The 11,657-nt window shown below is 63.2% G+C and carries 14 protein-coding genes; 6 read left to right on the top strand and 8 right to left on the bottom strand.

Going from position 1 to position 11,657, the window contains the following annotated elements; translation table 11 throughout:
• Positions 1-6 precede the first annotated feature (6 nt).
• A complete protein-coding gene (locus CO664_RS07970) occupies positions 7-813 on the top strand; it encodes an ABC transporter ATP-binding protein (protein WP_097538342.1) in 807 nt (268 codons plus the stop codon).
• A gap of 22 nt (positions 814-835) precedes the next feature.
• Here the strand turns inward: CO664_RS07970 and CO664_RS07965 are convergent, their stop codons facing one another.
• On the bottom strand, positions 836-1,390 hold the full coding sequence (locus CO664_RS07965) for an alpha/beta hydrolase (protein WP_097538616.1): 555 nt from the start codon (positions 1,388-1,390) through the stop codon (positions 836-838).
• A 160-nt stretch (positions 1,391-1,550) separates the two neighbouring features.
• Between CO664_RS07965 and CO664_RS07960 the strand changes: the two genes are divergently transcribed.
• Positions 1,551-2,360: a DUF2189 domain-containing protein gene (locus CO664_RS07960; RefSeq protein WP_037422056.1), complete on the top strand. Its 810-nt coding sequence runs from the start codon at positions 1,551-1,553 to the stop codon at positions 2,358-2,360.
• Positions 2,361-2,399: 39 nt separating this feature from the next.
• On the opposite strand, the gene CO664_RS07955 is transcribed toward CO664_RS07960, so the two are convergent.
• The 7 genes from CO664_RS07955 to CO664_RS07925 form a co-directional block, all read right to left on the bottom strand.
• A complete protein-coding gene (locus CO664_RS07955; protein WP_037422275.1) occupies positions 2,400-2,705 on the bottom strand; it encodes a PilZ domain-containing protein in 306 nt (101 codons plus the stop codon).
• A 133-nt stretch (positions 2,706-2,838) separates the two neighbouring features.
• Complete coding sequence (purB, locus tag CO664_RS07950; RefSeq protein WP_037422058.1) at positions 2,839-4,146, bottom strand: adenylosuccinate lyase; 1,308 nt, start codon at positions 4,144-4,146, stop codon at positions 2,839-2,841.
• A 69-nt stretch (positions 4,147-4,215) separates the two neighbouring features.
• Positions 4,216-4,755: a hypothetical protein gene (locus CO664_RS07945; protein ID WP_176536514.1), complete on the bottom strand. Its 540-nt coding sequence runs from the start codon at positions 4,753-4,755 to the stop codon at positions 4,216-4,218.
• On the bottom strand, positions 4,752-5,489 hold the full coding sequence (locus tag CO664_RS07940) for a DUF2259 domain-containing protein (RefSeq protein ID WP_234820163.1): 738 nt from the start codon (positions 5,487-5,489) through the stop codon (positions 4,752-4,754). Before CO664_RS07940 ends, CO664_RS07945 begins: the two co-directional genes overlap by 4 nt.
• A gap of 2 nt (positions 5,490-5,491) precedes the next feature.
• The gene (gene rpe, locus CO664_RS07935) at positions 5,492-6,169 is read right to left on the bottom strand and encodes a ribulose-phosphate 3-epimerase (protein ID WP_097538340.1); all 678 of its coding nucleotides are present in this window, start codon (positions 6,167-6,169) and stop codon (positions 5,492-5,494) included.
• A 73-nt stretch (positions 6,170-6,242) separates the two neighbouring features.
• Positions 6,243-7,253, bottom strand: coding sequence for a P1 family peptidase (locus tag CO664_RS07930; protein WP_176536513.1), 1,011 nt, complete (start codon positions 7,251-7,253; stop codon positions 6,243-6,245).
• Positions 7,250-8,338, bottom strand: coding sequence for a branched-chain amino acid ABC transporter substrate-binding protein (locus tag CO664_RS07925; RefSeq protein WP_097538338.1), 1,089 nt, complete (start codon positions 8,336-8,338; stop codon positions 7,250-7,252). Before CO664_RS07925 ends, CO664_RS07930 begins: the two co-directional genes overlap by 4 nt.
• 160 nt (positions 8,339-8,498) lie before the next feature.
• Here CO664_RS07925 and CO664_RS07920 point away from each other — a divergent pair, with 160 nt between their 5' ends.
• The 4 genes from CO664_RS07920 to CO664_RS07905 all read left to right on the top strand — a co-directional run bounded on the left by CO664_RS07920 (position 8,499) and on the right by CO664_RS07905 (position 11,656).
• Positions 8,499-9,026, top strand: a complete 528-nt coding sequence (locus CO664_RS07920; protein ID WP_037422072.1) for a flavin reductase family protein — start codon at positions 8,499-8,501, stop codon at positions 9,024-9,026.
• Between the two features lie 23 nt (positions 9,027-9,049).
• Positions 9,050-9,979: a MoxR family ATPase gene (locus tag CO664_RS07915; protein WP_097538337.1), complete on the top strand. Its 930-nt coding sequence runs from the start codon at positions 9,050-9,052 to the stop codon at positions 9,977-9,979.
• 4 nt (positions 9,980-9,983) lie between these two features.
• Complete coding sequence (locus CO664_RS07910; RefSeq protein ID WP_097538336.1) at positions 9,984-11,252, top strand: VWA domain-containing protein; 1,269 nt, start codon at positions 9,984-9,986, stop codon at positions 11,250-11,252.
• 71 nt (positions 11,253-11,323) lie between these two features.
• Positions 11,324-11,656 carry an XdhC family protein gene (locus CO664_RS07905; RefSeq protein ID WP_037422080.1) on the top strand — a complete coding sequence of 111 codons (333 nt, stop codon included), beginning with the start codon at positions 11,324-11,326 and terminating at the stop codon, positions 11,654-11,656.
• The last annotated feature ends 1 nt before the right edge of the window (position 11,657 follow it).

The following is an 11,657-nucleotide window of genomic DNA, read 5'->3' as shown; positions in this document are numbered from 1 at the left end:
ACTCCGATGCTCCTGTCCGCAAGAAAGATCTCGGTTCGATATGGCGAACTGACCGCGCTTAGCGACTTTTCCATTGATGTCGCTCCCGGCGAGATCATCGCGCTCATCGGCCCGAACGGTTCCGGCAAGAGCACGGCGCTCCATGCCCTTGCCGGTCTCAACCGGCCGGCGGCGGGAAGCACGATGATCGACGGCCGCACCGTGGACCGGTGGACGAGACGGGAACTGGCGAAAAGATTGTCCTTCCTGCCGCAGGCGCCGCTGTCTCCCGAGAGCATGACCGTGGAACAGCTCGCGCGGCAGGGGCGCTTTGCCCATCTCGGCCTCTTCGCCGGCTTCTCCTCGCGAGATCAGCAGGCGGTTTCGTGGGCACTGAAGCAGACCGGGCTGGGCGAGCTTGCCGCGCGGCGCCTTGACGCGCTATCCGGCGGCGAACGGCAGCGTGCCTGGATCGCGGCGGCGCTGGCCCAGGAAGCGCGGATACTCCTTCTCGATGAGCCCACTTCCTTCCTCGACATCGGTCACCAGGTCGAGATTCTCGAACTGCTTTGCCGGCTCGCGCGGGAACGCAAGGTGGCGGTCGTCCTCTCCATTCACGATCTCAACCACGCGATGGCGATCGCCGACCGGATCGTGCTCATGACCGGCGGCGAAATTCGCTACAGCGGCGATGCCGTCGCACTTGCGCGAAGCGGTTTGGTCGAAAAGGCATTTGAGGTCGAAGGTGAATTCATGCTTGCGCCCGCTGACGGTAGCCCACCTCATTTCCAGGTGCGGATCGCGGTCAGGAATGCGTCAGCCGCGGCTGCATGAAAGGTTCCGTCGTCCGGCTCGGTCAAGCCTCAAGGCGCGTCAAAAATTGGGCGAAGACCATCGTACCTTCCGGCCAGGGCCCGTGGCCGGACTCGGCGTTGATGTGGCCGGCCTCGCCGGCATCGATGAGCAGCGATCCCCAGGCATTGGCAATGTCGCCCGCCTGCTCGTAGGAGCCGAACGGATCGTTGCGGCTGGCGATCACCAGCGATGGAAACGGCAGCGGGTCGCGCGGATAGGGCCCGAAGGTCATCAGATGCTTCGGACGGACATTCGGGTTTGCGACGTCGGGCGGGGCGACTAGAAAGCCGCCCGCGATCTTCTTCTTGCAATGCGGAATTGCATGAACGGCGGTGGCGATGCCGAGCGAATGGGCGACGATCACCACCGGCTTGGTCGCGGCATTGACCTCTTCGATCATCCGCGCCACCCAATCCTCGCGCACAGGTTTCGACCACTCCGCCTGCACGACGCGGCGCGCCGTTGACAGCTTGCGTTCCCAGCGGCTTTGCCAATGGTCCGGACCGGAGTTGGTATAGCCCGGAACGATCAGGATATGTGCTTCTGAAACCTTCATGATCGCCGCGATTTGGCGACGAAACGAGCCGAAGTCAAGGCGGAGGCGACAAGGGTTGCATTTTCTGTATAATCCGAGATGGCGGTCGCGGTTCGCAACGGCCATTTTTCGCCGCCGCTGCGAAACCATGGCTGCTCTGGTTCGTTGAGGAGTGTGAGCCATGACAACCTTCCATGTCCTCTCGGGGGCGAACGAAAGCGCCGTTCATCCCGAGATACGAAAGATTGGCATTGCAGATGTGTTCGATGCGCTGCGTCGCGGGTTTGACGATTTCCGCGAGAAGCCGTCGCATTATGTTTTTCTGTGTCTCATTTATCCTGTTGCCGGCGTCGTGCTGATGACTTGGAGCGCGGGGGCGAACATGCTGCCGTTGCTCTATCCGCTCGCATCCGGCTTTGCCCTCATCGGGCCTGTCGCGGCCATCGGTCTCTACGAGATCAGCCGGCGCCGCGAACTCGGCATGGACGCGTCATGGCCGCATGCGCTGCGGCTGCACCGCAATCCGGCAATTCCGTCGATCCTGGCGGTGGCGGCCCTGCTGTTCGTCATTTTCGTCGTCTGGCTCCTGGTCGCCCAGGGGCTCTACGTAACAATGTTCGGCGCAGCCCCGCCGAACTCCATCGCCGAATTCTGGAACGGCGTTATCGGTACGGAGCAGGGCTGGAACCTGATCCTCGTCGGCAACGCGGTCGGCTTCGTCTTCGCGGTGATTGTGCTGTCGATCAGCGTCATCACCTTCCCGCTGCTGCTCGACAGGGATGTCGGCGCCTTTACGGCAATCGAGACCTCAGTCCGAGCTACACTCGCCAATCCGGTGCCGGTCGCCCTGTGGGGGTTGATCATTGCCGCGGGCCTGGTGATCGGGTCGATCCCGGTTTTCGTCGGCCTGGCGGTGATCATGCCGATCTTTGGGCACGCCACTTGGCATCTCTATCGAAAACTGGTGGAGCCGGCCCAGCCGATCCGTTAGACCGCAAAGCGGGCGGTCGGCCGTTTGGCCGGCCGTCTGCTACCGGAAAAATTTGTAATAAGACGAAATCTGCGCAGCCGTATTCGATGACAGTTTGAGCTTGATGCCGATCCTGTCGCCGCGCGACCAGCGCACGATCCCGGTGAGGAAGCCGAGCTCCTCGCTGCGGATTGTTACTTCCTGGCCCATTCGGGCTCCGATATCGAACAGCAGCTGAAAACAGATACCTTCGTCGGAAAGATCCTTCACGACACCGTTGCTCGAGCCGGTCTTGCAGGTGACCGTGCCGGTAATCTTCGTCTCGTTGCGCGCGGATGCGCGCTGAACGCTCTCCCTAAACGCCATGGCTTCCTCGAACCTCATTGTTTGAGGTTCAGATTCCACGAGAGCGCTAAAGGACGGGCTAATAAAATCGGCCGCATTTGAAGCAAGCGCTCAAATGCGGGCCGATCCGAGGCATTCTTGAGTGGGACGCGGTTCAGACCGTCCCGAAAACCCGGCGGAAAATCGTGTCGACATGCTTGGTGTGATAGCCGAGATCGAACTTCTCGCGAATGTCCTCTTCTGAGAGCGCCGCACGGACTTCCTGGTCCGCCAAGAGTTCCTCCAGGAAGTCTTTGCCTTCCTCCCAGACCTTCATGGCGTTCCGCTGGACGAGCCGATAGGCGTCCTCGCGAGAGACGCCGGCCTGGGTAAGGGCGAGAAGTACCCGCTGCGAATGAACAAGTCCGCGGAACTTGTTCATGTTCTTCAACATGTTGTCCGGGTAGACGAGCAGCTTGTCGATAACCCCGGTCAACCGCGCCAGCGCGAAATCGAGCGTCACCGTCGCGTCCGGCCCGATCATCCGTTCGACCGAGGAATGCGAGATATCGCGCTCATGCCAGAGCGCCACGTTTTCCATGGCCGGAACGACAAAGGCGCGGACCATGCGGGCAAGGCCGGTCAGATTCTCCGTCAGCACCGGATTGCGCTTGTGCGGCATAGCCGAGGAGCCCTTCTGGCCGGGCGAGAAATATTCCTCCGCCTCCAGCACCTCGGTGCGCTGCAAGTGGCGGATTTCCGTTGCAAGCCGCTCGATCGACGAGGCGATGACGCCAAGCGTAGCGAAGTACATGGCGTGGCGGTCGCGCGGGATCACCTGGGTGGAGACCGGCTCGGGCTTCAGGCCGAGCGCCTCTGCGACATGTTCCTCGACGCGCGGATCGATATTCGCGAAGGTGCCGACGGCACCGGAGATGGCGCAGGTGGCAATCTCTTCACGGGCGGCGAGCAGGCGCTCCTTGCAGCGGTCGAATTCCGCATAGGCAAGCGCCAGCTTGACGCCGAAGGTCGTCGGCTCCGCATGAATGCCATGCGAGCGGCCGATCGTCACCGTATCCTTGTGTTCGAAGGCGCGGCGCTTCAGCGCCTCGAGCAGCCTGTCGAGGTCGGCGAGCAGGAGGTCCGTGGCACGGACGAGCTGCACGTTGAAGCAGGTGTCGAGCACGTCCGACGAAGTCATTCCCTGGTGGACGAAGCGGCTGTCCGGACCGACGAATTCGGCAAGATGCGTAAGGAAGGCGATTACGTCGTGCTTGGTGACGGCTTCAATTTCATCGATGCGCGCCACATCGAACTCGGCCGCGCCGCCCTTTTCCCAGATGGTCTTGGCCGCTTCCTTCGGGATCACGCCGATTTCGGCGAGAGCGTCGCAGGCATGCGCCTCGATCTCGAACCAGATGCGGAACTTCGTTTCCGGCGACCAGATGGCCACCATTTCCGGCCGGGAGTAACGGGGGATCATGGGCTCTATGCTTTCATCGTCAGTGGAGGATGGCTGTGCCTCTATCAAAGATGGGACAGAAGCTCAACGCTATTGCCGCCGAGCAAGTCCGAGGCTCGCCAGCAGGAGGGCGAGCGCCCCGAGGGGCAGGTATAGCCTGATCCCCAGCACCAGAAATTGGTAGAACGCTGAGGCCGACGTGAACAGCGCCTGATAGAACCAGATGCGGGATCCAGTCGTCGCATGCCACTGCGCATAGAAGAGCCGGTAATCCAGGGCGAAGAGCAGCCCCGTCAGTCCGACGGTTCCGGCGATCAGGCTCAGGAGATAGGCAGCAAAGCGCGTTTCGATGCCGCGACCCTCTGCCATGCAGCGGCCACCGAAAAGCGAAAGCGGCCAGGCGATGAGGGCGCCGAAAGCGTAGAGCAGCAGGATGCTTTCGAGGTGGAACGTCGCGTCATGCTCGCGCAGCCAAAGCGCGTACCAGGCGGAAAATGCCATCGCCAGAGCCCAGGCGGGAGCACCGAGGAAGGTTTCTCGCCAGGGCGGGATGGCACGACGGATGCGCCCACGTTTCGAGCGGCTGCCAGGACCGGCGACATTCCCCCCGGCGGCCGGCTGCTCGTTCATCGCCCGGGCCAGAACGGCACCGCGATCCAGCGCCCATCGGTCGTGCCTTCGAAGCCAAGGGATTTGACGAGGACCATGACGACATGCACCTGCACGCCGTCGTCATCGACGTGAGTCACCACCCCGCCGATCCGGTAGCCGGTCGGGCAGCGGCGGCTTTCCGGAATGCGGCTATCATCCTGCAGCACCTCGGATACGGGCTTTCCGGCTTTCTCCGTCATGACGAGGCGGAAGCCTTTGACGTCTTTCAGGAGGTCCTTGCAGATGCCCTCGGCTGCCAAGTTCTTTTCTTCAAGCTGCAACTCGTAGGTCTTGCGGAACGGCGGATCGGCTGGGAATGCATCGTAGCGTAGCCTGTGGTCCGCCGTGTCCGGCTCCGTCACTGGATTGTAGGCGGCGAGTAGCCCGGGCGTGTCGAGAAGGCGGTAGGCGTCGATCAGCGGCGCCGCGCGCCGGTGCGCGTCTCGGCGAGCGCGGGGAAGGGCTCCGTTATCCTCCTCCACACGGGCGCGTATGGGCGCGCCGGGCAGGAACGTGTCGGTCTGAGTGTCGAGGACATAGACAGACGAATAGGGAAAGCCGGAGCCGTCCTGTATGCCATATTCCTCGAAGCCGAAGACCTTGCCGTCCGAAGAGAAGCCGATTGGCTGAAGGCTGGCATAGTCGCCGGCGATCGCGGGCGGAGCGGCAATCACCTCAGCAATCAGAACTGCGGTCGCGATCGCTGCCCGCAAGCTCATCGCCGACCCTTCTCGGCCGGCGTGCGGATCGCCTCGATGGCGGCGCGGTAGGCGTCGACGGAGTCGCCCTTGAAGATCGCCGAGCCGGCGACCAGCACGTTGGCGCCGGCCCCTGTGACGATGCCGGCGGTCTCGGGCGTGATGCCGCCATCCACCTCGATTTCGATCGGCCGATTGCCGACCATTTTCTTGATGCGGCGGATCTTCTCTTCCATCGCGGCGATGAACTTCTGACCGCCGAAGCCCGGATTGACCGTCATCACCAGGATGAGATCGACAGTATCGAGGACGTATTCGAGGGCGCTTTCGGGAGTCGCGGGGTTGAGCGAGACCCCGGCCTTCTTGCCGAGTGCCTTCACCATCTGGAGGGAACGATGCAGATGCGGGCCTGCCTCGGCATGGGCAGTCAGGATATCGCATCCGGCCTTGGCAAACGCTTCGAGAAATGGATCGGCCGGCGCGATCATCAGATGGCAATCGAAGGTCGCGTCCGTGTAGGGGCGCAGCGACTTGATGACGTCGGGTCCGAAGGTGATGTTCGGCACGAAATGCCCGTCCATGACGTCGAGGTGGATCCAATCGGCGCCGGCACCGACGACGTCGCGGACCTCCTGGCCCAGTTTGGAGAAGTTGGCCGCCAGGATCGATGGGGCAATGCGAATGGGGTGGGTCATGAAAAGCCTCCGGTCTTTCCCGCGCCCATAGCATTCCGCGACCGGCCGAACAACATGCGAAGGCAGGCCTTCGTCATAGGGCCAATGCCGACCAGGCCGGTTTGATATCGCTCGCGGCCGGTATGGCATCGTGGACGCCCCGCGCGATCGCCCGGGCCATTGTCGCCGCCGCGGCGGCGCCGAGGTCGATGAAATCCTCCAGAAGCAGCGTCTTGCCGGTGGCGCCCGTCGAGAGCGCGAAAACGAGGTCGCCGTCAAGCGGTGTATGGGACGGCCACAGCGCTCGGGAGAAGCCGTCATGGGCGGCAATCGCCAGGCGTTTCGCCTCGGCCTTCGAGAGGACCGCATCCGTGGCGATGACGGCAATCGTCGTGTTGGCGGCTACTGCCTCTCGCTCCCGGAACTTGAGCCGCGGCTGCGCCGCATCCTGCGGCCAGGGAGACGGCATACCGAGCCCACCGAATTCGCCATCCAGTTCAAATGGGGCAGCCCAGAAATGGCGGGTGTCGCCGATGGTTGCCGAGCCGAGCGCGTTGACGGCGACAAGGGCACCGACGGTGATGCCATTTGCGAGGACGGTCGAGGCGGAGCCGAGGCCGCCCTTGAAAGTGGCCGTGAGTGCTCCCGTTCCGGCGCCGGCACTGCCGGTCGCGAAGGTCTCGGCCGCGGCGCGTGCCGCGTCATAGCCGAGGTCGCGATAGGGTGAGAATTGCCCCCAATCCTTATCTCCGCCATTCATCAGGTCGAAGAGGATTGCCGCCGGAACGATCGGGATCCGGTGCGGGCCGACGGGAAAGCCGCGTCCCATTTGCCGCAATGCAGCCTGAGCGCCCGAGGCCGCGTCCAGCCCGAAGGCTGAGCCGCCGGAAAGTACGATTGCGTCGACCGTCTGGACCGTATTGTGCGGGGCGAGGAGATCGGTCTCACGCGTTCCCGGTGCGCCGCCCAGGACCTGAACCGCGGCGGTGGCCGGCGGGTCGCAAAGTACGGCCGTGACGCCGGATTTCAGCCGGTGATCCTCGGCGTTGCCGACCAGGATCCCCGCGACGTCGGTGATCAGATTGGTCGGTCCCTTCCGCATCACTCGGCCTTGCCTGCATCGGGCGCGTCCACGAAGCGGCCGTCCCGCCATTGCATCAGCCGGTAGGGGCTTTCGGCCCGTTCATGGCTGCCGTTGAAGCCGATCGGCCCGAGGACGGTCGCGTAGGGGCCCTTCGAAAGAGCGTCCAGAACAGCCTTGTCATCCTTCTCCGCTTGATCCTTCGCCTGCTCGAGAAGCGACACGGCTGCAAAGGCGGGGAGAACGTAACCATCTGGTTCAATCCTGGCGGCGCGCATTGCCGTGACGACCGGTGCTGCTTCGCTCGACCGGGCGGGATCCGGAATGGTAACGGCCAGCACGCCATTTTCCAGCGGCACGTCCAGATCCGCGGCGTTCAGCGTATCGCCGCCAAGCAAGGTTATCGAAACATTCTCCGCCTTCGCGTCGCGGGCGATGACGGCCGTGTCGTTGCGGTCGCCGCCGGTGAACACATGCGTCGCGCCGCTTTTCGCCAGGCGCCGAACGAGACTCACCTGCTGTTCCTGCGCCGGCCGGTAGGTGTCGGTGAAGACGGGGGTGATACCGATCTCCGCAAGGGCGTTACGGACGCTTTCGACAAGTTCGCGGCTGTGAATCGTTCCGTCGTCGATGAGGGCCAGCGGCTTTTCCCTCCAGTTCGTCACGATCGCATCGGTGATCGCCGCGGCCTCGGCCTTGCCGCTCGGTGCCAGGCGGAAGAGCGGCCATTTCTTCTTGAGGGCGTCCTCGATGAGAATGTCCGAGCGCACGCTAAGCGTGATGGCGGGTATCCCGGCCTCGGCCAGCGCCGGCAGAGCTGCTTCCAGGCTCTCGGTGCAGAGAAAGCCGATCGCCGCCTCGGCACCGCTGGCCAGCAGCGCCTTCGTCAACGCCTCGCCGCCTGCCGGATCGCAGCTTTCTGCGATGGGAACGATCTCGCTTCCCCGGTCGCCTGCCTGGAAGGCGGCGCCATCAGTGATCTGCTTGCCGAGCGCCGCAAACGGTCCGTCGGCGGGAGCGACGACGGCAATCTTCAGGCCGGCGGCAAGCGCGGGAGAGGTCAGCGTCAGCGCGGCGACGAAAAGGGTCGTACCAATTGATTTCAGCATGTTTTTTCCCGCTATCGCACGTTATGTTTTAAGGAAGTGGCTCAACTCGTCAAAGGAAAAGATGCTGGTAGGAACGGGGGATCGCCCGATCTGCGTCATGCGTATGCGCTGATCGGCAAGATTCTCGGTCGGCCTAGTTTCATATTCCCTGCGACAGTCTATGTATGTGCGAGATACCGATCCGGAGCGTGATGTGTTGGAGAAGACCCGGCTGGACCCGATAAGCTACCGCGATACGATGAGCCGCCTGTCTCATCACGTGCAGTTGATCACCGCAGCGGATAGTGACGAGCGGCGCGGCGTTACCATCACTGCCTCCTGTTCGGTATCGGACGAACCTCCGACGATCCTTGCCTGCCTCAATGCGGCAAATCCCCGCAACGATATCTTCTTCCGCAACGACAGTTTTGCACTGAACGTCCTGGGCAGGCAGCATCTCGCCTTGGCCCATGCTTTTTCCGGACGCGATCAACTCGAGATGGAGCGCCGATTTGCCCTCGGCCGCTGGACGCAGCTTGCGACCGGGGCGCCAATTCTCGCCGACGCCATCGCCGCCTTCGATTGCCGTCTGATCGAAGTGAAGATCATGGCTACCCACGCGATACTCTTCGGCGAGGTGGTCGACGTACGGATCGGCGAAAAGACACCACCGCTCATTTATGTGGACCGGGGATACCGCACGCTATAATTTTCCTCGGCAGAGGAGCGAACATGGCGAAACACGAGACAGGCAGAACGCCCCAGTCCATCGACGAGACGATGGCGCTGCTGGAATCGGAGAACTATCTCGCCGGAACCGCTCTCGCCACCGTTCTTTTCCTGGCACTCAGGATGAAGCGCCCGCTCTTTCTCGAAGGAGAAGCCGGGGTCGGCAAGACCGAAATCGCCAAGGTGCTCTCCCGCTCGCTCGATCGACCGCTGATCCGGCTGCAATGCTATGAGGGGCTCGACGTCGCATCCGCCGTCTATGAATGGAACTACCCGGCGCAAATGCTGGAAATCCGCCTTTCGGAGGCCGCAGGCATGGTCGACCGGAAAAGGGTGGAAAGCGACATTTTCTCGGAACGCTTCCTCATCCGGCGTCCGGTGCTTCAGGCGATCTCGGCGAATGCTGGCCGCGCACCGGTGTTTCTGATCGACGAGCTCGACCGCACCGACGAGGCCTTCGAGGCTTTCCTCCTCGAGGTTCTTTCGGACTTCCAGGTGACCATTCCCGAGCTTGGAACGATCCGCGCCGAGGAGCCGCCGATCGTCATCATCACCACCAACCGGACGCGCGAAATCCACGACGCCTTGAAGCGCCGCTGCCTCTATCATTGGGTCGACTATCCCCGCGCGTCACAGGAGCTGGAGATCATCCGGCGCAAGGTGCCGGGCTGCAATGCGACGCTCTCCCGGGAGATCGTCGCTTATGTCCAGAAGCTCCGGACGGTCGATCTCTTCAAGAATCCCGGCGTCGCGGAGACGATCGACTGGGCGACGGCGCTGACCGAGCTCGATGCGCTGGCGCTCGATCCGGAGACCCTCGCCGATACGCTTGGAACGCTGCTCAAGTATCAGGATGACATCTCCCGGATAGAGGGCGCTGAAGGGCGCAGGTTGCTCGAAGAGGTCAAGCGCGAACTTTCGGCTGAGGGCTGACACCATGACGGGCGCGCCGGATGCCGCGGGAGTTAGCCATCGCCCGGACCGCGGGCAGTTTGCCGACAACATTGTCTTCTTCGCCCGGGCGCTGCGACGGGCAGGCATGCGGATCGGTCCGGGCGCGATTGCGGACGCCATCGAAGCGGTCGGCGCAATTGGCATCGGATCGCGCCCGGAGTTCTACGCCGCGCTGCAATGCACGCTGGTGAAGAGGCACGAGGACCAGCCGCTCTTTGATGAAGCGTTCCGCCTGTTCTGGCGCAAGCGCGATCTCGTCCGCAAGATGATCGCGCTATTGTCGCCCGTCGCCCCTGCACGCGTAAGAGATGATCGGCGGCGGCGAGCCGGCGAGGCACGCCTTAGCGAAGCGCTCCTGAGCGGCCGGGACGACACTCGACAGGCTCGTGAGGAGGAGCAGATCGAAATCGACGCGCGCTTCACCGCCTCAGGCCGGGAGCTCTTTCGCAAGGCGGATTTTGCGCAGATGACGGCCGCAGAAATCGCCGAGGCGCGTAGGGCGATGTCGTCGCTGCTCCTGCCCTTCGATCGGGTCAAGACACGGCGCTTCCGCCCGTCCCATCGGCCGGCCCGGATCGATCCGCGCGCGACCATGCGCGATGCCATGCGGCTCGGCGGCGAGTTCATCCAGCCTCGCTTCCGGGAGCCGCGTCTCAGGCATCCGCCGCTCGTCGTGCTTGCGGATATTTCGGGCTCGATGACGCAGTATACGCGGGTGTTCCTGCATTTCCTGCATGCACTGACAGAAGAGCGCCACCGCGTTGAGACTTTTCTCTTCGGCACGCGGCTGACGAACGTCACCCGCCAAATGCGCAATCGTGATCCCGACGAGGCGCTCGACGAATGCGTCGCTGCGGTCAAGGACTGGTCGGGCGGTACCCGCATCGGCGAAACGCTGCACGAGTTCAACCGTCGTTGGTCTCGGCGTGTCCTGGGGCAGGGCGCTATCGTCCTCTTGATGACCGACGGCCTCGAGCGTGACGACACGGTGCAACTTGAGATCGAGATGGATCGCCTGCATCGCTCCTGCCGCCGACTGATCTGGCTCAATCCGCTGCTCCGCTTCGAGGGCTTCGAGGCGCGGGCCCGCGGTGTCAGGGCAATGCTGCCGCATGTCGATGAATTTCGGACCGTGCACAATCTGGAATCCGTCGAAGAACTGGTAAAGTCCCTGTCCGGCGAGCGGAGGCGCGACGCCGACCCACGGCGCTTCCTTGATCCATGGCGAGCCGCGCTCCGGCCTGCGACTTGAAGCAATGAGATGGGTTGAACTGCGCTTAGATCATCATGATCTAAGAGGGGACCAGCGGGAGTACCAACAATATGACGAACGAAGCGAAGATGCTCGACCCATTGGAGATTGCCGAGGCATGGCACAGGCAAGGCCGGGCCGTGGCATTGGCGACGGTCATCGAGACCTGGGGCTCCGCGCCCCGCGCAGTCGGCAGCCATCTGGTCATTGACGGCGAGGGCAATTTCGAAGGCTCTGTGTCCGGCGGTTGCGTCGAAGGCGCCGTCGTCAGCGAAGCGGCCGACGTGATCGCGTCAGGCGTCTCGAAGGTTCTCGAATTCGGCGTCGCCGACGAAACGGCATGGCGGGTCGGCCTATCCTGCGGCGGCCGGATCCGGGTCTATGTTGAGCGAATAGACGGCTGAG

This window comes from Sinorhizobium sp. NG07B (assembly GCF_002532005.1).
In the GTDB taxonomy this organism is placed as follows: Bacteria; Pseudomonadota; Alphaproteobacteria; order Rhizobiales; family Rhizobiaceae; genus Sinorhizobium; species Sinorhizobium fredii_C.
This window is presented reverse-complemented; position numbering and strand designations above follow the sequence as displayed.